At 59.4% G+C, this 20,577-nt stretch carries 23 protein-coding genes; 10 read left to right on the top strand and 13 right to left on the bottom strand.

Annotated features, from left to right (window positions below; translation table 11 throughout):
• Positions 1 to 1,853: hypothetical protein (locus tag VNM72_12080; protein ID HXF06133.1), on the top strand; the 1,853-nt coding region annotated here is incomplete at its 5' end.
• A gap of 309 nt (positions 1,854 to 2,162) precedes the next feature.
• Here VNM72_12080 and VNM72_12085 read toward each other — a convergent pair.
• Together VNM72_12085 and VNM72_12090 are read right to left on the bottom strand one after the other, a co-directional pair.
• On the bottom strand, positions 2,163 to 3,158 hold the full coding sequence (locus tag VNM72_12085) for an ornithine cyclodeaminase family protein (protein HXF06134.1): 996 nt from the start codon (positions 3,156 to 3,158) through the stop codon (positions 2,163 to 2,165).
• Between the two features lie 57 nt (positions 3,159 to 3,215).
• Positions 3,216 to 4,133: a nuclear transport factor 2 family protein gene (locus tag VNM72_12090; GenBank protein ID HXF06135.1), complete on the bottom strand. Its 918-nt coding sequence runs from the start codon at positions 4,131 to 4,133 to the stop codon at positions 3,216 to 3,218.
• Positions 4,134 to 4,521: 388 nt separating this feature from the next.
• On the opposite strand from VNM72_12090, the gene VNM72_12095 reads away from it, so the two are divergent.
• Positions 4,522 to 5,367: a peptidoglycan DD-metalloendopeptidase family protein gene (locus VNM72_12095; GenBank protein HXF06136.1), complete on the top strand. Its 846-nt coding sequence runs from the start codon at positions 4,522 to 4,524 to the stop codon at positions 5,365 to 5,367.
• 379 nt (positions 5,368 to 5,746) lie between these two features.
• On the opposite strand, the gene VNM72_12100 is transcribed toward VNM72_12095, so the two are convergent.
• The 3 genes from VNM72_12100 to corA all read right to left on the bottom strand — a co-directional run bounded on the left by VNM72_12100 (position 5,747) and on the right by corA (position 7,805).
• The gene (locus VNM72_12100) at positions 5,747 to 6,424 is read right to left on the bottom strand and encodes a dienelactone hydrolase family protein (protein HXF06137.1); all 678 of its coding nucleotides are present in this window, start codon (positions 6,422 to 6,424) and stop codon (positions 5,747 to 5,749) included.
• A gap of 173 nt (positions 6,425 to 6,597) precedes the next feature.
• Positions 6,598 to 6,747 carry a hypothetical protein gene (locus tag VNM72_12105; GenBank protein ID HXF06138.1) on the bottom strand — a complete coding sequence of 50 codons (150 nt, stop codon included), beginning with the start codon at positions 6,745 to 6,747 and terminating at the stop codon, positions 6,598 to 6,600.
• Positions 6,738 to 7,805 (bottom strand): magnesium/cobalt transporter CorA, encoded by a 1,068-nt coding sequence (gene corA, locus VNM72_12110; GenBank protein HXF06139.1) that lies wholly within the window; start codon positions 7,803 to 7,805, stop codon positions 6,738 to 6,740. Before corA ends, VNM72_12105 begins: the two co-directional genes overlap by 10 nt.
• Positions 7,806 to 7,994: 189 nt before the next feature.
• On the opposite strand from corA, the gene secA reads away from it, so the two are divergent.
• Both secA and VNM72_12120 read left to right on the top strand, forming a co-directional pair.
• Positions 7,995 to 10,739, top strand: coding sequence for a preprotein translocase subunit SecA (gene secA / locus VNM72_12115; GenBank protein HXF06140.1), 2,745 nt, complete (start codon positions 7,995 to 7,997; stop codon positions 10,737 to 10,739).
• A 146-nt stretch (positions 10,740 to 10,885) separates the two neighbouring features.
• Positions 10,886 to 11,044, top strand: a complete 159-nt coding sequence (locus VNM72_12120) for a hypothetical protein (protein HXF06141.1) — start codon at positions 10,886 to 10,888, stop codon at positions 11,042 to 11,044.
• Between the two features lie 532 nt (positions 11,045 to 11,576).
• Here the strand turns inward: VNM72_12120 and VNM72_12125 are convergent.
• The 8 genes from VNM72_12125 to erpA all read right to left on the bottom strand — a co-directional run bounded on the left by VNM72_12125 (position 11,577) and on the right by erpA (position 16,246).
• Positions 11,577 to 11,963, bottom strand: a complete 387-nt coding sequence (locus tag VNM72_12125; protein ID HXF06142.1) for a DsrE family protein — start codon at positions 11,961 to 11,963, stop codon at positions 11,577 to 11,579.
• A 64-nt stretch (positions 11,964 to 12,027) separates the two neighbouring features.
• Positions 12,028 to 12,441, bottom strand: coding sequence for a DsrE family protein (locus tag VNM72_12130; GenBank protein HXF06143.1), 414 nt, complete (start codon positions 12,439 to 12,441; stop codon positions 12,028 to 12,030).
• Positions 12,442 to 12,808: 367 nt separating this feature from the next.
• Complete coding sequence (locus VNM72_12135; protein ID HXF06144.1) at positions 12,809 to 13,135, bottom strand: DsrE family protein; 327 nt, start codon at positions 13,133 to 13,135, stop codon at positions 12,809 to 12,811.
• Positions 13,136 to 13,612: 477 nt separating this feature from the next.
• Positions 13,613 to 13,888 carry a EutN/CcmL family microcompartment protein gene (locus VNM72_12140; GenBank protein ID HXF06145.1) on the bottom strand — a complete coding sequence of 92 codons (276 nt, stop codon included), beginning with the start codon at positions 13,886 to 13,888 and terminating at the stop codon, positions 13,613 to 13,615.
• Positions 13,889 to 14,029: 141 nt separating this feature from the next.
• Positions 14,030 to 14,332, bottom strand: a complete 303-nt coding sequence (locus tag VNM72_12145; protein HXF06146.1) for a ferredoxin family protein — start codon at positions 14,330 to 14,332, stop codon at positions 14,030 to 14,032.
• A 22-nt stretch (positions 14,333 to 14,354) separates the two neighbouring features.
• The gene (locus VNM72_12150) at positions 14,355 to 14,708 is read right to left on the bottom strand and encodes a DUF971 domain-containing protein (protein HXF06147.1); all 354 of its coding nucleotides are present in this window, start codon (positions 14,706 to 14,708) and stop codon (positions 14,355 to 14,357) included.
• Positions 14,705 to 15,790 carry an iron-sulfur cluster carrier protein ApbC gene (gene apbC, locus VNM72_12155; protein ID HXF06148.1) on the bottom strand — a complete coding sequence of 362 codons (1,086 nt, stop codon included), beginning with the start codon at positions 15,788 to 15,790 and terminating at the stop codon, positions 14,705 to 14,707. The genes VNM72_12150 and apbC overlap by 4 nt, the downstream gene beginning before the upstream one ends.
• Positions 15,791 to 15,916: 126 nt before the next feature.
• Positions 15,917 to 16,246, bottom strand: coding sequence for an iron-sulfur cluster insertion protein ErpA (gene erpA, locus VNM72_12160; GenBank protein ID HXF06149.1), 330 nt, complete (start codon positions 16,244 to 16,246; stop codon positions 15,917 to 15,919).
• A 133-nt stretch (positions 16,247 to 16,379) separates the two neighbouring features.
• Here erpA and VNM72_12165 point away from each other — a divergent pair, with 133 nt between their 5' ends.
• From VNM72_12165 to VNM72_12190, 6 genes are all read left to right on the top strand, one after another.
• Positions 16,380 to 17,036: a helix-turn-helix domain-containing protein gene (locus tag VNM72_12165; GenBank protein ID HXF06150.1), complete on the top strand. Its 657-nt coding sequence runs from the start codon at positions 16,380 to 16,382 to the stop codon at positions 17,034 to 17,036.
• Entirely contained in the window at positions 17,033 to 17,785 is a 753-nt protein-coding gene (gene rlmB, locus VNM72_12170) for a 23S rRNA (guanosine(2251)-2'-O)-methyltransferase RlmB (protein HXF06151.1), read from the top strand. Before VNM72_12165 ends, rlmB begins: the two co-directional genes overlap by 4 nt.
• Positions 17,786 to 17,910: 125 nt before the next feature.
• Positions 17,911 to 18,612: an OmpH family outer membrane protein gene (locus VNM72_12175; GenBank protein ID HXF06152.1), complete on the top strand. Its 702-nt coding sequence runs from the start codon at positions 17,911 to 17,913 to the stop codon at positions 18,610 to 18,612.
• A gap of 92 nt (positions 18,613 to 18,704) precedes the next feature.
• Positions 18,705 to 19,202: a 3-hydroxyacyl-ACP dehydratase FabZ gene (gene fabZ, locus VNM72_12180; GenBank protein HXF06153.1), complete on the top strand. Its 498-nt coding sequence runs from the start codon at positions 18,705 to 18,707 to the stop codon at positions 19,200 to 19,202.
• Positions 19,203 to 19,252: 50 nt separating this feature from the next.
• Positions 19,253 to 20,032, top strand: a complete 780-nt coding sequence (gene lpxA, locus VNM72_12185; GenBank protein HXF06154.1) for an acyl-ACP--UDP-N-acetylglucosamine O-acyltransferase — start codon at positions 19,253 to 19,255, stop codon at positions 20,030 to 20,032.
• Between the two features lie 34 nt (positions 20,033 to 20,066).
• Positions 20,067 to 20,577: LpxI family protein (locus tag VNM72_12190; protein HXF06155.1), on the top strand; the 511-nt coding region annotated here is incomplete at its 3' end.

Consider the following 20,577-nt stretch of genomic DNA (forward strand, 5'->3'; position numbering starts at 1 on the left):
ACGGCCTCAACTATAGCTGGCAGACAGCTCCGAAAGAGGAGTTAGGACGGCAAAGCATTCAAGTGGACGGCCTCACTCTGGAAGAGCAAACGGCCACCGGGTATCTGAAAGCGCGAGAGCGAGCGGCCCGCGCGGGTAAAATTTTCAATCCTCCGATTGCCTTCTTGCCCATCCGGTCCAGCGAGCGCAGCAGCGTCTATGATGTTGACTGGAACAACCTCGGGCCGCGCATCGGTGCGGCGTGGAATCCCTCGTTCGAGCGAGGGCTTCTCGGACTGCTCTTTGGCAACCGCAAGACGGTCATTCGGGGCGGGTATGCCCTGATTTATGACCGACAGAACCTCGTTCAGAACGTCATTATTCCGACGCTCGGCGTGGCCTTCGCCCAAACGATCAACGTGAGTGCTCCGCCCTGCAATGCCACGGGACCGGGCGGCGCGGGCTGCAACCCGACCAGCTCCAATCCGGCCCTGAGCGTCTTCCGCGTCGGCGTTGACGGCACGATTCCTGTTCCAGCAGTGCCTCAGCGCACGGTTCCTGTTTCGCCGTTCTGGGGAGTTGACAGCCGGGGCAATCTCCTTCTCTTCCCGGAGATTCTCTCCTTCCAGGTAGACCCGCAGATCGAAGCCGGACAGAATCATGCGTTTGACCTGACCTGGCAACGCGAACTCCCCGGGGATACCCTGCTGGAAGTGGGATATGTCAGCCGCTATGCCAGCAAGCTCACGCAGAGCATGAGCTTTGGTCAGGTGCCTTACGTCCATGTGGATCCGGCCTCAGGGCAAAGTTTCGCTCAAGCCTTCGATGCGGTAGCCACTCAACTGCGTAGCGGTGTGGCTCCGGCTAATGTGACGGCACAGCCGTGGTTCGAGAACAATGTTCCCGGAGGCACGCGCGCACTGGCTACGGCACAGGCGTCCAACTTCATCAACGGCAACCTGAACAACATCTTCCTGGCCATTGACCAGAGCCGGATGCGGGCGGGACTGCAGCCGTTCAACAACTACCTGGCGCGCACGCTCTTTCTCCGGGCGAGCACTGGTCGGTCCAACTACAACGCCTTATTCGTCACCCTGCGCAAGCGGATGTCTCACGGTTTGACCTATACGGTGAACTACACCTTCTCTCGCTCGCTCGACCAGATCGGAGTGTGGCAAAATGCGGCCTCCGTCATGCCCAACAACTTCGATCTCGATGCCGAATACGGCCCCTCCCCCTTCGACATCACCCACATGCTCAACGTGACCTGGATGTACGAGCTGCCCTTTGGGCGAGGTCGCTTCTTCAACGTGGGGAATTCCGCCCTCAACAAGATGGTCGGTGGCTGGTACGTCTCGGGGATCTTTCGGGCGCAAAGCGGCGATCCGCTTGTCGTCAATCAAGGGCCGGGGGTCTGGGGCGGAAGCCTGTTCCTCGGCTTTAACTCAGGAGCCATCCCGACAAAGGATCCCAAGTCATTCGGCAACAGCGTTCAGAAAGGCGTCGCTGGCTCAAACAACATCGGCATCAACGGTAATCCCGCGCAGGGCGGCTCCGGCCTCAACATGTTCTCCAATCCCGAAGCCGTCTTCAACAGCTTCCGACGAGTGCTCATCAGCCAGGATGGGCGGGCCGGTCGCTCCAATCCGCTCCGGGGATTCCCCCAGTGGGACCTCAATCTCTCGCTCGGCAAGAGAACGACCGTTACCGAGAGCGTCAACGTCGTCTTCGCCTTTGACTTCTTCAACGTCTTCAACCACGTGGTCTTTTCCAATCCCAGCCTCGACCTGAACAATCCGCGCGGGTTTGGAGTAGTCACTGCGCAGGGCAACTCGCCGCGTCGAATTCAGTTCGGACTCCGCGTGGAATTCTAGCGTCGGGCTCCGTCGCTGAGAGCATCCGCTCGTCGCGGATGCTCTCAGCATCAGGATCGAAGATTTTTCTCCTCGCGCCGGTTTAAGGACAGAAATCCCGATCTTTCTCATCGAGACACACTCTCGCGCTTTTCAATTGCTTCTACCCCTGAGAGCGCCTGCATCATGGCCCAGGCATGCCCGAGGCGTGTACTGCCAGGATACTCATACCAATTGTGGACTGGACGGGGGTGGATTTCGGGGTGATCAGTTCCGATGCCGTAACCAGTCGTTCGCAACTCATGAGGGTTTTTCAAAAGGCAATTGGTATCACTTGCGAACCGCATCCAGTGTGATCCACTGACCGACTCCGCGCTCCTGGGCCTTGCGATAAAGGACACAAGCGGCGGCGACATCCTCGATGGCCAGACCGAGAGATTTGAAAAGCGTGATGTCTGTTGGCGAGGTTCGTCCCGCCACGCGACCGAGGAGAAGATCACCGATTTCTCCCCGAATATGGTCATCGCCGATGGCTCCTTCGGCTTTGGGGATCAAGAAGTCGCCCGCCTCATGGAGTGCCGACTCCCGCCGATCAACGAAGAGCCGAGAGGCGACCACTGCTGCCGTATCCAGTTCGCGGGCCGAGGGCGTGCTTGAGCCGACGGCGTTAATATGTGCTCCCGGCGAGAGCCATTCTCCAGACAGCACCGGCTCGCGCGCTGCCGTCACCGTGCAGATGAGGTCCGCTCCGACGACGGCCTCGCGCGCCGTTGGCACCGGCTCAATGAGGATCTCCCCGTGACTGTAACGCTCGGCAAACGCCTGAGCGTGAGGGAACTGCCGACTCCACACGCGCACTCGCCGAATCCGGCGCACCCGTTGCATGGCCTGGAGATGCGTCCGCGCCTGCACTCCTGAACCGAGAAGCGCCAGATCACCGGCATCCTCACGGGCCAGCAGTCGCGTTGCGACGCCACTTGTGGCCGCCGTGCGAAGGGCCGTAATCGCCGCCGCATCCATGACCGCCCGAAGATGCCCCCGCTCGACATCAAAGAGCAAGACAGCTCCCTGATGCGTATCAAACGCGCTCCCTTCATTGCCGGGGAAGATACTGATCACTTTGACGCCCAGCGCCGGACCGGTTCCCCAATACGCCGGCATCGTGGCCAGAAGACCCCTCTCCTCAGGCAATATCAGAGCACGACGAAGGGGATTAAGAGCCTCTCCTCGCGCCAGAGAAGCCAACGCCTCAGCCATCACCTCGATGCACTCCTCCATCGGCAGAAGCTCATAGATTTCGGACTGGTTGAGAACAAGAACTCTCATCGGTGATCTCCTCGATCAGAGAGTCGGAACCGCCGTACTCGAGCAAAATGCGCCCGCTCACTCCAGCCGCCGCCAGACATACTCCAGCCGCCCGTCAGGCGTTGTGACCTCATAACTCAGACGGTCGGCCACGAGTTTCACGTTTTCGAAGGTCAAGGTCACACCGATGGCTTCGGGAAGAAAGGCAAATGTGGGGAGGATGTGGAGCGTGTTCCCCTCCCTCTGGTATGATCCGGTGGTGGCTTCGAGTCCTCGTACGAGTTCCAGCAATTCCTTCTTGGAATAGTCCGCGAGCGGCTTCCCTCGGGGGAGACGACGACCCGGGGCAAAGACAACGAGAGAGAATCGCGAAGGGGTGAAAAGCATCATCGCCACCCGGCTGAGAGTGTGCCCCGTCGTCAGATTCCTCACGGATTCCAGCAGCCACGCTCCTTCAAGCGACGACGTGCGGGGGCGATTGGGCTCGGACGTCGTCGCTTGAATCGGGCGAAGATTGAAATCGGCCAGTGCCACTTTCCATCCCGTCCGCTGTCGCTCCAGAGCGAACGAAACGAACCCGACATATTCCAGACGAGTCCCATGTGCTGTCATCTGCAACAGCCGCGTCTCACCATGAGCCAGGGCGACCTGACCGATGACGCGCGGGGAGATGTCTCCAAGCTGCCATTCCATGCGGGGGAAGTTCTTCGCATTCACGGTCACACTCTCGATGACGGCATCAATTCCTTGATCGCGTCGGCCCGAACCGATGACCACAACGTCGGCAGCGCACACCTGACGAAGCCCCGCACTATCGCCGGCTTCCCAGGCGCGACGAAACTGCTCGATGACTTTTTTGACGGCTTCCACCGGAGATTCCGGCGCGGGCTGCACCGGTCGGGGTGGTCGGGGACGCTGCCGCTGTCCGAAAGCTTCCGCCGCAGCCGCTGTCCCTACCAGACCAAGAAGAATTACGATTCCACAGACGATTCTCATGTCCCTCTCCTGCACCGACAGACCGTGGAGGAATTCACGCACCAGAGCGCCATCCCTGCTCAGGCTGGCCGATCCAGACGTCGCCGAACCTGCCGCCACACGGTCGGCGAGGCTTGAGTATAGGCGGTGTCCTCACGCTTGATCAACGTCTTCCCGAACCCGTTAACGGAACTTCCTCATCGGAAGCCAGAAGGAATCCGAGGGCTTGCCGTAGAAGCCTTATTCGCAGAGGCGAGATTATCGGGATATTGGCTTGAGCATGGAGGGAGGGGAACGCTCCCCGGCTTAAATGAATGTTAAAAACCTCTTGCCTTATCTTAGCCTTGATGGTAAGCTAGGCGCCGTCCTGCCGCACAAAAATTCAGCTTTTTAACGAGGAGGAACGGGTATGCGGAGCGAGAACGCTTTTTATACCTTGATTATCGCCACCGCGACGAGTTCCCGCTTCTACAAGATCGTGATTCACTACAAGCACTTATATGCGGCCATTCTTGTGACGCTCGTTAGCATCGGACTCCTCGCGGGGGCAGGCGTGTGGGTGGTGAAGAACGTGGCGACTCTTATTCGGTTCCGGCGCGTACAACAGGAGAACCAAACATTGAAAGAACACTACCGAAGTCTTCAGTCGCGCGTGGCCACGTTGGAAGCCGAATCGGCACAGCTCCGCCAGATGGCGAAAGCTCTGGGATTGAACCTCGATGACGCAGCCACGCGGGGGAAGCAGCCGGCAGGAGCGGGAGGCCCGGTGGAGGTTCAATCCTTCGCCCGGGAGATTGAACGGGTCGAATCGGAGATTAAACGGCTTCGCCGTCAACTCGAACAGGAAGCCGTCCGCCTGGCCACGACGCCGATAGGCTGGCCGGTGGAAGGTCCGACGACCGATCGTTTTGGGGTTCGGCGCAATCCCTTCGGTGAGGGCTATGAGTTTCATTCCGGACTCGATCTCAGCGCCAGCTATGGTGAATCGGTCCGGGCCACCGCCGATGGTGTGGTCGTCTACGCGGCTTATCGCTACGGCTACGGCAACCTGGTCGTGGTGGATCATGGCAATGGAATCACGACCTTTTACGGTCACCTCTCCGCCATTCGCGTTCAGGTAGGAGAGTCCGTGCGCCGGGGCACGGTGGTTGGATTAGCGGGAAGTACAGGCCGTTCTACGGGCTCCCACGTCCATTACGAGATTCGCGTGGATGATCGTCCTGTTAACCCGCTTACGTTCTCCGGCAATCCATGAACGCCCGGGCGGCACACAGCAAAACCGGCAGTGCTCCACGCATTCGTCTTTCGCTCGGTGATGTCAGAGGCTGATGATGACCACAAAAAAGGGAAACAGTCTCAGCCGGCGTGCGGCGGCCAACAGGTCCGGGTGCAACCCGCACCCCCAGGCAAAAGAGTAACAGTTACTCCCCCCACGACGTGGACAGCAGAACATCGTGCCTTATGGGCCCGATATCCCCAGAAGATGTCGGGCATTTTTTGAAATAGAGGTCACCCCGGCCTAACACTCTTGGCTCTGGAATCGTCAGAAAGGACGATTCTCTGTCCCCTTGTTTGCGAGAAGCATCGAATACCTGCGCGCCGTCTCTCCGGAATCGCCCAGGATGCCCGTTGCTCTAGGCCCGGAGATGTCGGGCAAAGAACTCCAGCGTGCGCCGCCACGCATCCTCAGCAGCTGATTTGTTGTAAACTTGCGGGCGCGTGTCATTGAAGAAGGCGTGATCCACTCCGGGATAAATGTGAATCTCCGCCTGTTTGCCGAGGCGTTGGAGAGTGGCTTCGAGCTGACGCACCGATTCCGGTGTGACGAATCCATCGCGCTCGGCATAGATGCCAAGAAGCGGAGCCGTTAACTTCTCCAGCTGGGGTTTCACATTCGGATGCCCCCCGTAAAAGACGACGCAGGCACTCACCTGGGGATTCTCGCAGGCCGCATAAAGCGAGAGGGCTCCACCCATGCAGAAGCCGATTGTCCCCACCTTCTTGGGCTGGACCGAGGGGTGATCGAGCAAATACTGGATCGCCCCCCGCAACTCCTTCTCCGCCTCGTCAATTCGCAGCGCCATCATGAGCTTCCCCGCTTCGTCAGGAGAAGTCGTCTGGACGCCATGATAGAGATCGGGAGCGAGCGCGACATATCCGGCGGCAGCAAAACGATCACAGACATCTTTGATGTGATCAACCAACCCCCACCACTCTTGAATGACAACGACTCCCGGTCCCGTGCCGGTCGCTGAGAGATACCCCGAAGCTTTTGTCCCATTGGCCGTGAACTCAACCATCTGTCCCTTCATAGCTCTGGCCCTCCACACTATGACCTGTCACCGGTCCGCCCGGTTCGCCTTCAGTGTAGTGAATGATCACGTCCCGATCAATAGCTGGTCTTCCGAAATGCACCGCAGGGGACATGGAAGGCGGATTGCCTCTTTGCTTCGGATCCCTCCGTGCTCATCTGTGGTGAGATTTTTCATCGTCCCTCGAAGATGGATGGTCCGGGCGAGCGGACAACGGTGAGAGGATGGTTGCGACGACGCACAGGCGTTTGCCCCATCTCCTCCCGCTGGAGAGCACGTCCCGACGCCCCCTCAACAATGGCGGCATCGTCGGTCAGAGCCATTTCTTTCGCTTGAACACGATGAGCATCGAGAGCCCCACCAGCAACAGGACCCCCCACACGGCGGCATATCCCCAACGCCATTCCAGTTCAGGCATATAGCGGAAGTTCATTCCGTAGATTCCCACGATGAACGTCAGCGGCATAAAAACCGTCGCGATGATCGTCAGCACCTTCATGATCTGGTTGAGGCGCGTGCTGAGAGACGAGAGGTAGCTGTCGAGAATACCGGCCAGCATGTCGCGAAAGGTCTCGACCGTCTCGATGACCTGAACGGTGTGATCATAAACATCGCGCAGATAGAGTCGAGTGGCCTCGCCGAAAAGTGTGGATTCTCCTCGCTGGAGCCCTCCGATGACCTCCCGCAGCGGCCACACCGAGCGCCGCAGAAGAATCATCTGGTTCTTGAGCGCATGAATCGTCTGAAGCGTGCGGGGGGTCGGATCGGTCACAACTTCTTCTTGCAGGAGTTCGATCTGATCTCCGATCCTTTCCAAAATGATGAAGTAGGCATCCACCACAGCATCCAGGAGCGAGTAAGCGAGGAAATCGGCTCCCAGATGGCGGATGCGCCCTTTGCCCGTGCGCAATCGTTCGCGCACGGGTTCAAAGACATCGCCGATACGCCCCTCCTGAAATGAAAGGACATAGTGGCGGCCCAGGATGATGCTCACTTGCTCCCGGACGATTCCCTCCTTTTCATCGAAGGAGAGCATCTTCAAGACGATGTAAAGCGCGTCGTCGTACTCCTCAACCTTGGGACGTTGATCGGTGTTGAGGATGTCTTCCTGAACGAGCGGATGCAGGCCGAAAGCATCACCGATCTGCCGGATGAGATCAACCTCGTGGAGCCCCTCGACGTTGATCCATGTCACCGCCGATTCATCGAGGGGCGAGGGGATTTCCGCCGGCGAGGTGATCTCTTTCTCCTCGTACCGCGTCGCGTCGTAGGCGATGAGGGAGAGGGAGATCGGCTCCCGACGCGGCTCGCCGATGTAGACGAGTGTTCCCGGCGGCAGACCGACTTTAGCGGATCGTTTCGTCGCCAGTTTTGATGGCATCGTCGCTCACCTCGCAGCGGGAAATATAGCAGACTTGTCCGGAGGAAACACCCGGCGCCGGCCTCTCCCCGCCACCATTAGAGTGAGTTTTTCGCTCGGTCGAATCCCGGCGAAGGAGCCCTGAGAACGAGGGTTGCTTGACCCCGGATGGGGGGTCCACTAGAATTCCCCGATGAAGCGAGGAGAAAAATGTTTGATCGAATTCTGGCAAAAATCATCGGAACAGCCAACGAGCGATACCTGAAGAAACTCCGGCCAACAATCGAGCGGATCAATGCGCTGGAGTCAGAGGTGGAGAAGTTCACCAATGAGCAACTGAGAGCCAAGACCGATGAGTTCAAAGCCCGTCTGCAGGATGGGGAGACGCTGGACGATTTGCTGCCCGAAGCGTTCGCCGTGGTGCGCGAAGCGTCGCGGCGGACGACGGGGATGCGTCACTTCGATGTCCAGCTCATCGGCGGAATCGTTCTCCACCAGGGAAAGATCGCCGAAATGAAGACCGGCGAGGGAAAGACGCTCGTGGCTACACTGCCGGTCTATCTCAACGGATTGACGGGAAAAGGCGTTCACGTCGTCACGGTCAACGACTACCTGGCCAAGCGGGATACGCTCTGGATGGGACCGATTTATCATCTGCTGGGGTTGAGCGTCGGAGTGATTCAGCACGAGGCATCGTTCCTCTACGATCCGAGCTATAGAAATCCCGATCCTCGACTGGCGCGCCTGCGTCCCTGCACGCGCCAGGAAGCGTATCTGGCCGACATCACCTATGGGACGAACAACGAATTTGGGTTCGACTACCTCCGCGACAACATGAAATACGACCTCAGCGAATGCGTCCAGCGAGGTCACTACTACGCGATCGTTGACGAGGTTGACTCCATCCTCATTGATGAAGCCCGGACGCCGCTCATCATCTCCGGTCCGTCGGAAGAGACCGTCCAAAAGTATTACGATGCCGACGCCGTGGCCCGTCGTCTCACCAAGGGCGTGGATTATGATGTAGATGAGAAAGCCCGAACGGTGGCCTTGACCGAAGCTGGCGTGGAGAAAGCCGAACGGATGTTCGGCTGCGGCAATCTCTACGCGCCGGAGAATATGGACATCCTCCACTGCCTGACGCAGGCGCTCGTGGCCCATAACCTCTACAAGCGCGATTATCATTACATCGTCAAAGACGGAGAGGTCATCATTGTGGATGAATTCACCGGTCGGCAGATGCCGGGCCGTCGGTGGTCGGATGGACTCCATCAAGCGATTGAAGCCAAGGAGGGCGTGCGCATCCAGGCCGAGAACCAGACGCTGGCCACGATTACTTTCCAGAACTACTTCCGCATGTACGAGAAGCTCGCCGGTATGACGGGAACGGCCGAGACGGAGGCGGAAGAGTTCATGAAGATCTACAATCTCGACGTGGTGGTGATCCCCACGCACCGGCCCATGATCCGCACCGACTATCCCGACCTCGTTTTCCGCACGGCGGAGGAGAAGTGGAATGCGGTGGTAGAAGCCATCAGCGATTGTTACAAGCGGGGACAGCCGGTGCTGGTGGGAACCGTCTCCATCGAGAACTCGGAGATGCTCTCCAAGCGGCTGAAGAAGCTGGGCATTCCTCACAACGTGCTCAACGCCAAGCCGGAGAACGCCGAACGCGAGGCCGAGATCGTCGCCCAGGCCGGACGCAAGCGAGCGATTACGATCGCCACCAATATGGCCGGTCGAGGAACGGATATTCTGCTCGGAGGCAATCCCGAATTCCTGGCCAAAGAATTCCTCAAAAAAGCCGAGATTAATCCCGAAGAGGCAACGCCCGAACAATGGCGCGAAGCCTATGAGAAAGCCAAGCGCATCACCGAGGCCGAGCATCAAGAGGTCGTCAGTCTCGGTGGGTTACACATTCTCGGCACCGAGCGTCACGAATCCCGCCGCATTGATAATCAGCTTCGCGGACGCTCGGGACGGCAGGGAGATCCGGGTTCCTCGCGGTTTTACCTCTCGCTGGAAGATGATCTCATGCGAATTTTCGCCGGCGATCGCGTGCGGGCCATCATGGATCGTCTCGGCGGATGGCCCTACGGCGAGCCCATCGAATCGAAGATGGTGACGCGAGCCATCGAGCGGGCGCAGAAAGCGGTCGAGGCCCACAACTTTTCCATCCGCAAGCACCTGCTCGAATACGACGATGTGATGAACAAGCAGCGCGAGACCATCTACGGGTTGCGCCGCCAGTTGCTCGAAGAGACCGATCAGCGCGAGTACATTCTGAGCCTGGCCGAAGACCTGCTGGACGACATCCTCGATCACTATCTCAATCCCGATGTCAGCCCACAGGAGTGGGACTATAACGGACTGAAACTGGAGTTGCGCCACATCTACGGCTTCGATATCGAGGCCGAGGTGCCGGACTATACCCAGCTCGGTCGGGATGAACTCAAGGAAGTCATCTGGCCCAAACTCCAGGCCCGGTACGAAGAGAAAGAAATTCTGCTCGGTCGAGAGGCGCTCCGGTACTATGAGCGGGTGATCATGCTCACGATCGTTGATCAGCAGTGGAAGGATCATCTGCTCGTGCTGGATCATCTCAAGGAAGGGATCGGGCTGCGCGGCTATGCTCAGCGGGATCCGCTCGTCGAATACAAGAAGGAAGCGTTCACTCTGTTCGAGGCTATGCTCGATCGCATTGATCGAGAGACGATCCGCTTCCTCTGGAACCTCCAGGTGAGCGCCGAGGCCGCTCCCCGCGAGCGATTGGAGCGCCGTCGCCGACCACAACGCGTCCAATATGTGCACACCAGCGCGAGCGCCACGGCCGCTGCTCGAGGTGAACCGGAACGCCCCAAAACGATTCGCCACGAAGGCCCGCGCATCGGCCCCAACGATCCTTGCCCCTGTGGCAGCGGCAAAAAGTACAAGAAATGCCACGGCGTCGGATGAATTGACGCGGAGACGGCACTTCCCCCGTAGCGGAGGTCCCCCGGAAGGCACACAACGTGCTCCTGCGACGCAAGAGCAGGTGAAGAACAAGGGGACGTCGGTTCAACTGGAAAGGCGCCTCTTCTCCGTAGAATGAGTACCACCGTATGGCGGAGGCAGGAATCCTCTCCGAGGACGACCGGGGGGAGTTCATCGAAGGGAGAAATTATCACGACGAGTCCCATCGGGAGTCGCCGCGCCGCCTGTGTGATGCGATTGAATACGCTCGCTCTTTCAAAGACAGGTCGGTGCGGCAGCCGTCGTGAGCGTACAGGTCCGATAGCTGAGGAGCTTTTTCGGAGCCGCAGCCGGATATTGCCCTTTTGAAGATACGGTGAGGATTTTTATGCCGGTTGACGACGTTTTGTTGGTGATCGAGGGGCCAAGACATCGAGCCCCGTGATCGAGAGGTCAAACTGGGATTGTACGGACGGAGCGGAATTCCCGAAGTGTGGCACTGGTGGACCCTGCCGACACAGTATGTTGAAGTGTACCGCCAGCCCCATGAAGGAGTTTACCGGCAGCTTCAGCGGGTCTCTGGCCAAGCGGAACTGCGCCCGCACTGACTTCCCCAGCGTGCCATTTGAGCGGCCGAGATCCTCTGTGAGAGGAACCACTGTTCCCCCGTCACGCACACCCGCACGCGTTCCGGCCACGGGACTGCCGGGGCGTGACGCCGTGCGCCTTCCCCATTCAGGGGAAGACGACTCATGCCCGCCACGCGGTCGCCGGGGGCGCCCTCATGCCGGATCATCCCCGGAGAGAATCTCTGTAGAAGACGAGCACACGAACGGCCCTCTACCAGTGCCACACCTGGTCGTATCCGGCGAAGAGCTTGGGCAGTTCCTTCCGGCTCACCATCTCCACTCCGCCGATGAGTTCCTCCGCACTGATGCCGCGCTCAGCCAGATCCTCCCGGACCAGGTAAACTCTCGTTCCCTTGCCGACGAGCTTGGCGACATCTTCGTCCAGGCGAGGTGGCTGCGTTTGTCGCTTCTCGCCAAAGGCGAGCCCCGACGCATCCTGCCCCTTCACGGCGTAGTTGACCGCATTTCCGCGCAGCAGAATATCAATGTCCGCCCCCGCTCCCTTCATCGCATGGGTAAGCCAGATGATGGTGTCATCCTGTTCTTCGAGCGTCGCTCGATAGGCAGTCTCGACGATAGATAGCACTTTCTTGCTCATCCCTTTCCTCCTTGCCGTTCGCCTCTGAGGGATTATCCGATGACCGCCTCAGAGGGAGCGACCGCTACTTGGTTGGAATCACCAGGGTGTTATCCGATTCGTTGACGAACTTGACGAAATCGGCGGGACTCCCCCGTCGAGGCCCTTCGATCCAGTCTCCCGCTCCGCGTTCGTCAACGCAGAGCCCGCACTGCACCCAATCTAGAGTCACTCCCCGGCGGGCGGCCTCGGCATAGAGCGCCGCGACCCAGTCCTTCGGGTTCGGATGATCCTCCTCCTCGACCGTCCGACCGTGAACCGCATTGGCATGGGGTTGCTGTTTGGCAAAGGGAATGTAAACGGCTCCCTCATAGGCAAACACATTGACGTTGTACCCCCGCCGAAGAGCCGCATCAATGAGGCGGAGCGCCGTGGTTGATCGAGCATTCTCATAGGGCGCATCCATGATGGCAAAGGTCAATGTCTTTTTGTCAGCCATACGTCCCTCCTCAGAAAATAGCCCGCAAAATACGCGGACTGCTGCCCCGGATGAATCATCAGCGGGCACTTTTCATCCGCGGGCGATTCTCATTTTTCATCGTTTCCGGGCGGAGTCCCCGCTCCATGGAAACAGAAAACAGCCGCAGATTTCTCCGATTTCTCTGCGAGAATCGGTGCAACCTGTTGTGACTTCTTTTCCATCGTTTCCCGGCGTTGCGACAACAGGACGAAGAACTCCCCTCAAAAGAGCCATAGACCGATTCTTCAGTGCGAGTGCATGTTCCCGAGCACTGCCTCATAATCATTTCCTGCACCGCCTCCACTCAGCACCGGTCATCGGAAAGGCCGAGATCGGATGCAGGCTGTCAGTGCCAGAGGGCCTTACACCCCTCGGCCAGACGATCAATGACGACATCAATTGGTGCCGGTTGCACGCCGGCGACAAGACGGTCCGTCCGGATTCCTCGTTCCCGCAGCGAGAAGTCATCGGCCAGTACGGTCACACCGGCCGAAGCGAGCCGGGCGATCATATCCGAACGAGCACTGGGCCGAGCGGCCAGGACACCGTTTTGCACGAGGAAAAGCGTGACCTCATTGCCTTCCCGGACCAGGGCTTCCGCCAAATCGTAGAAATAACCGACATCATTGGACTCAAAGGGATCACGCGACTCAATCAAAAGATATTTCGCCATTGGCCTCCTCCTTCGCTCGCCCGGGCTGGCCGGGCGAAGTGATTCTTCAGGCCCGTCCTCTTGTTACATTCACAAACAGGGGAATGGGCTTCCGCTTTGCGAGAGCACTTGTCGTGTTCTGATGCGGCAATCAAGGTTCAGCCGCTTGACGATGAAGCCACGTTGCGAGAGCGTTTGTTGCCTCATGTTCCTCACCACTGATGAGGAAGCAAAAGTTTACCGCCATTTTCTTGTCTGTCAAGGTCTCCTCTGGAAAGTGAGGGCACAGAGGAGGCTGAAGGAGAAAACAAACCCGGCGGCGAGAGGGCACTTACCGCGCCCCATCACCGGCGCGCGTCATGAGGGCTCCTTTTTTGAGCCAGCGGGATGATGACATACTGCCGGTTATGCCGTTGACCGTGACTGAGCCAACCTTCGTCTGAAAACGACCCTTCCTGATCAGGATTGAAGAACGTAAGTGGGCGGGCATAATCCGGATCAGGCGCGAGGCTCGACGTGGATAGTATCAACAATCGCCACGATGGTGCAGTCGGTGGGGACTTCGCGCGGCAGAAAAGGAAAGGAGGATTCCCGCCCGCGACACCAAAAGACGATTTCTCCGGCTCCGGCCCCGACGGCATCGAGTGCGATCAGCGGTTTCCCCACCGGGACGGCGTCCACCGTAATGGGTTGAATCACCAGCATCTTCAATCCGGTGAGGGTCTCATTTTTGGCCGTACAGACCACGCGCCCGATGACTTTCGCCAGTTGCATCGTGAGCTATCCTGTCGGTGGGGATTTCGTCTTCTGCTCCAACCGTGAGCCGGGCACAAGCGCCATCATCAAAGCCTTCAGGCGGGAGAGCCCTTCCCGGTCGGGAAGGGCTTTGTCGAATGTAATTTCGACAGGTCTCCCTCAGGCTCGTCCCGGCGAGCCCCATTTGGCCTGAAACTCCTCGGCCGAGAGTGTGTACCAGTCAACGTTTTTCTCCTTGAAGCTCGCCCACTTCTCCGGCAGTTCATCCTCGGGGAAGATGGCTTCCACCGGGCAGGCCGGCACGCAGGCTCCACAGTCAATGCACTCTTCCGGGTGGATGTACAACTGCTCGATCACCTCATACAAGGACTCGTTCTTGGTGGGGTGGATGCAATCCACCGGGCAGACATCCACACAGGCGGTATCTTTGGTCCCGATGCAGGGTTCGGCAATGACGTACATGACGCATCCCTCCTGATGACAATTAGGCCTTCACCGAAGCCGAGCATTGCGGGCAGGGACAAAGCTCTCGCAACCGGGTGAAGGGATAGATTCCCGTGTCATGACCATCGCTCCAGGAAAAATGCAAGGCATAGCGCCCGACCAATTCGACGCTGACAATCGCCAGATCCGGGGGGACCGAGTCGGGATCGAGTCGGGGCTGTCCGCTCCATTCGTCCACGCAGAGGGCGCACTGGCAGTGCTGACGGAGGTACTGCGCCGCATAGGTGCTTGTGTGGTCATCGCTCCAGGTGATGGCGAGCTGCGAGCGACCGAGCTTTTTGATCTCACGGGGTTCGGAGCGAGCGGGAGCACCGACCATATGTCCCTCGGTCAAACGGGAATTTCGACGATCTGCAGCGGAGCTGCTCGATAGTTCTGAATACTGATCTGAGCCGCCAGCCGCTCAGCAATCTCTCGGTACGCCCGACCCGACGGAGAGTCCGGTTCGGCGAGGACGATCGGCGTGCCTTGATCGGCGTGCAGGCGGATCTTCACATCGAGGGGAATCTCGCCGAGAAAGGGGATGCCCAGGGCTTCACTGGCCGCGCGAGCCCCTCCATGTCCGAAGATATCCTCGCGGGCTCCACAGTGCGAGCAGATGTAGTAGCTCATGTTCTCGATGATGCCGAGAATGGGAATGTGGGTCTGCTCGAACATGCGCAGCGTCTTCATCGAGATCGTTAATCCCACGTCCTGCGGCGTCGAGACGATGACGGCACCGGTCACCGGCACCGACTGCGCCAGAGTGAGGTGGACATCGCCTGTTCCCGGAGGCAAATCGGCGATCAGGTAATCGAGGTCGCCCCAGGCCACATCGAAGAGGCATTGTTGCAGCGCCTTATGCGCCATCGGCCCCCGCCAGATCAGAGGCTTATCGCCGGGAACAAACAATCCCATCGAGACGAACCGAACGCCATGCTGCTCCAGCGGGATGATGCGATTGTCCTTCACCTGAACGTCCCGGCGGAGTCCCAGCATGATGGGGATCGTCGGGCCGTAGATGTCGGCATCCAACAATCCCACGCGCGCCCCGGCCATGGCCAGGCCCACGGCGACATTCGTCGCCACGGTGGATTTCCCCACGCCGCCTTTGCCGCTACCGATGGCCACGATGTTGCGGACACCGGATAGAGCCGTTTTATCTAACCCGGTGTGGGGATGCACCTCCGCCGTCAGAGTGACATGAACGTCGCTGACGCCGTCCAGACGGCGCACGGCTTCGCGGGCCTCCTCGCGCAGCCTCTCGCGCACGGGACATGCCGGTGTCGTCAGATTGATGTCGAACCGGACGGTTGAACCATCAATCGTGAGATTTTTGACGAAGCCGAGCGTCACGATGTCCTTGTGCAGGTCAGGGTCTTTAACCTGGCGCAAAGCTGCGAGGACATCGCTCTCGGTCACTTTTTTCCCGCTCATTCTTCTCTCCGAAAAAGTGATGAAGGATTTCCCGCCCTGGCACGGTCACAGACCCGAAAGTCCGCGCTCCTTATTCACCGCTTCGGGACTGCCGCAGGGGACAGGGGCGACTCTCGGATCCCTGGCCTACACCGTGAAGCTGCTGCCACAGCCGCAGGAACCGGTCGCGTTGGGGTTGCGGAAGGTGAAGCCCGAGCCCATCATCGTCTGCACGTAATCAATCTCCACGCCATTGAGATAGCGCTTGCTCAGCGGATCAACGAAGACGCGAATGCCGTTTGTCTCGATCACCTCATCATCGCTTTCGGGGCTCTCGTCGAGCGCCAGATCGTACTGGAATCCCGAACAGCCGCCGGGGATCACGCGCACGCGCAATCCGACGGAGCCGTTGAGATTCTCCGCTGCGATGAATTTCTTGATCTCAGCGGCTGCTGCATCTGTGATTGTGAGTACCATAACGTCATCATCCTCCTCGATGAAAGTAGGTTCCCAATGTTATCAGCTTCCCCTCGAATAGGCAACATTTTTGTTAAAAAAAGAGAGTTGGCTGAGCGCGGCCCTCGTGCTACAATGACGGCAGCCAAAAATTATGGAGCTGGCCATCGCGGGTTATCGGTCAACGCGGCTGCAGGTTTTGCAGGTGCTCAAGCGACGGGGTGGGGCGACGGTATCAGACCTCGCCCGTGAGCTGTGCCTGTCGGGCGTCAGCCTGCGGCGTCATCTCGATTTGCTTGAACGTCATCACCTCGTTGCCGCGCGCGTGCAGGGAGGCCGTCGGGGGCGACCGGCTAAAGTCTATCACCTCACCGAGGAGGCCGAGTGGTTCTTCCCTCAGCGCTATAGCCAGTTCGCCATCAGCTTGCTCGAAGCGGTGAGGGAACAATTCGGCCCTCGCGCCGTTGAGGAACTTCTCCGCCGTCAAACCAACACCCTGATTCGACAGATGAAACCGCGCCTGGCCGGGAAATCCCTCAAGGCCCGCGTGGAGACTCTGGCCGACCTGATGACCGAGATGGGATTTCTCGCCAGCTCCGAGCAGATTAACAGGGGACAATTTTTGCTCACGCAATGTCACTGTCCGCTGGCCCGCGTGGTGGCTGTGTGTCCCGCCGTCTGCGATCAAGAACTGCGCATGCATGCGGACCTTCTCAAAGCCCAGGTCACGCGCTGCTGTTTTATCCGCGAGGGGGGTGATGCCTGCCGCTACCTCATCGAGGCCCCTCGTTGCCGGTCTCGCATGAGATGACGCACAGGGAGTCGGTCATTTACGGAATCTCGCCCGTCACCGAGGCGCTCCAGGCCCATCCCCACCAGGTGAACAAAATCCTCGTTGCCGCTGGAGTTCGCTCGAAGCGCCTGGCGCACATCATTGAGCGTGCCCGTTCCGCCGGTATTCCCGTCCACCTTCGGGAGCGCGATCATCTCGCCCGGCTCCTCGGTCATGCGCATCATCAAGGGGTCGTCGCTTTTTTAGCTCCTCGCTGCTACGCACGCGCGGAGGATATTCTTCACGCCCTCGGCCCCGATTCGCTTCTTGTCGTGCTGGACGAGGTCGAAGACCCGCGCAATCTCGGAGCGATCATCCGAACGGCTCACTGCGCCGGAGTTGATGCGGTGGTGCTTCCCGCGCGCCGGGCCGCCGGTGTGACCGAGACGGTGGCGAAAACGTCGGCCGGAGCCGTCGAGTATACTCCTGTCGCCCGCGTGACGAACCTCGTTCGGTTTCTCCGACAGCTCAAAGACCAGGGCGTTCGAGTCCTGGGCGTGGAAGCGGAGGGGAAGACCCCCTATACGGAATCCCTCTATGACGGGCCGGTGGCGCTCGTTTTCGGCAGCGAAGGATATGGTCTCCGTCGGCTGGTGAAGGAGACGTGCGATCTCCTCGTTTCGATCCCCTTGAGAGGCCGCATCTCCTCGCTCAACGTGTCGGTGGCCGTCGGAATCGTTTTGTTTGAGGCTCTCCGTCAACGCTCCCTCCCCGGGCAGGCTCAGTAAAGGGGCAGGACCGGCTGACGCGCTTGGGGCACCTGAGCGAGAACGGTTCGATTGCTTTCTATCTTGCTTGGGAAAACGGGCCGGGCTAGAATCACCTCCTTGCACACTCTCAGCGAGGAGCAACTATGAGACAGATGATCACTTTCGCCGTGATCTGCGCGATCACGGGACTCAGCCTTCCCTCGGTGGGATGGGAACAAACATCCGTTTGGGCTCAGGGTCAGTCCTCATCGCCACCCCCGCAACCGGCATCTCCGACGACCACCGTTCCCATCGGGCGCATCGCAGTCATCAACACCAATGCCTTCTATAACGAACAAGAAGGCATTCACCAACTGGTGCAACAGATCAAGCGCGTGGAGGAAATGTTCAAGGACCGGCGGGCCGAACTCGAAGCCCTGGATCAGCGCGTGGCCAGCCTGCAACGGGAATTGGAGACGCAAGGTCCGAATCTGACGCCGCAGGCGCGCGCCGACAAGCAGGATGCTCTGGAACAGCTCCAACGGGAGTTTCAGCGCAAGAAGGAAGACTTCGACCGGGATTCCCAGCGGGCGCTCCGCGATGCGATCGCTCCGATTCAAGAGCGCGTGCGCGTTTTCCTCGACACCTATGCGAAGACGCGGGGGATCACCATCGTTCTCGAAGTAGCCAATCTGGCGCAGGCGGGCGGACTGGCTTACGTTGATCCGGCCACCGACATCACCCGGGACTTCATCGCCGAGTACAACAAAGCCAATCCGGTGACGACCCCGCCGGCCGCGTCCGGTTCGACTCAGGGAGCGACCACCTCTCAACCCAAGACTAATCCCCCGGCGAAAAAACCCTAGTGCGGAAACAGTGCGGGTCTTTTGAGGGGAAGGAGATCGGTCGCCTGTGCGTTGAACGGAGGTGAACCTCAGAAGGCGAGGGAGTCAGCACGGTGGAGACCATCTTTGACATCGTTCGCATCCAGCAGTTCCTGCCCCATCGCTATCCGTTTCTGCTCGTTGATCGCATCATCGAGTTCGAGCCGAAAAAACGCATCGTCGGCATCAAGAACGTGACGATCAACGAGCCGTTCTTCCAGGGTCACTTCCCCGGAGCCCCGGTGATGCCGGGCGTGCTCGTCATCGAAGCGATGGCGCAAACGGCGGGCGTACTCATGTATCATGAGGTGAGCGATGCCTCGAACAAACTCGTCTTCTTCACGGGAATTGACAATGCCCGATTCCGTCGTCCGGTCATCCCCGGGGATACGCTGCGGATGGAGCTGACGGTTTTGAAGCTGCGGTCGCGCTACATTCGGCTGCGCGGGGAAGCCTATGTGGAGGATCAGCTCGTGGCGGAAGCCGAGATCTCCTCTTCGCTCGTGGATGTGAGCGCCGTGAGGAAAAATGCAGCGGCGTTGCAGGCGGCTCCGCTTGACCCGGAGCCCTGACGGGCCGATCGGCCCACACTCATTGGTTGGCCGAGAGGGGCTCAGGAACTATGACAGCCGTTATTCATCCCACGGCTCTGGTCAGCCGTCGAGCCGAACTGGGCAACGACGTGGTCGTCGGTCCCTATTCGATCATCGGCGATGACGTCATTGTGCATGATGGCGTGCGCATCGCCTCCCACTGTGTGATCGAGGGCCCCACGGAAATCGGCAGGGAGACGGTCATCTTCCCCTTCGCCTCCATCGGGCAGATCCCTCAGGACCTGAAATACCGGGGCGAACCGAGCCGCGTCGTCATCGGCCAGCGCAATCGCATTCGCGAATATGTCACGATCCATCGCGGGACCGAGGGCGGGGGCGGCGTCACCGTCATCGGCGATGACAACCTGCTCATGGTTCAAGCCCACGTCGCTCACGACTGCCGGGTGGGCAATCATGTCATCATGGCCAACGGGGCCTCGCTCGCGGGTCACGTTATCGTCGAAGATCACGCGACTCTGGGGGCCTATGTCGGAGTGCACCAGTTCTGTCGCATCGGGAAGTACGCCTTCATCGGAGCCTACGCCGTGGTGGTGAAAGATGCCCTGCCCTACGCTCTGAGCGCCGGGAATCACGCCCGTTGCTATGGCCCCAATCGCGTCGGTCTGAAACGAAAGGGATTCACGCCCGAACAACTGCGCGCCATTGATCGGGCGTTTTATCTCCTGCTGGCGGCCAAACTCAACACGTCGCAGGCGCTCGAAGCCCTTCGGCGAGAACTCGGCACCGTTGCCGAGATTCAATATCTCATCGAGTTTATTGAAACGTCTAAACGCGGTGTGGTGAAATAAGACCCATCCCGACGCCCTCCGCACGCGCGCGACAATGTCGGCAAACCGAGAGGATGAAACCCGACGATATGGAATGATTGCCGGAAATGGACGATTCCCCTTCCTCGTGCTGGAGGGGGCCCGGCGACAGGGCGTGGAGATGGTCGTGGCCGCCATCCGCGAGGAAACGTCCCCGGAGATCGAACATCACGCCCGCCGCGTCCAGTGGATGGGTGTGGGTCAACTGGGAAAACTCCTGCGCTTCTTTCACCGGGAGGGCGTGACGCACGTCATTCTGGCCGGTCAGGTCAAGCACGTTCAAATCTTCGGACCGGCGCTTCCCGATCTGCGCATGGTGCGAGTGCTTGCGCGCCTGAGCCGGAAAAACACCGACAGCCTCATCGGCGGCGTCGTTCAGGAACTCGAGCGCGAAGGCTTCACCGTGGTTGACTCCACTCTCTTCATTCGTGATCTGCTGGCGGGAACCGGCGTGCTCACGAAGCGTTCTCCCTCACCGGCTGAGGAGCAGGATATCGCCTTCGGCCTCGCGGTCGCCCGAGAAGTCG

The sequence above is a fragment of the Blastocatellia bacterium genome (assembly GCA_035573895.1).
Taxonomy (GTDB): domain Bacteria; phylum Acidobacteriota; class Blastocatellia; order HR10; family HR10; genus DATLZR01.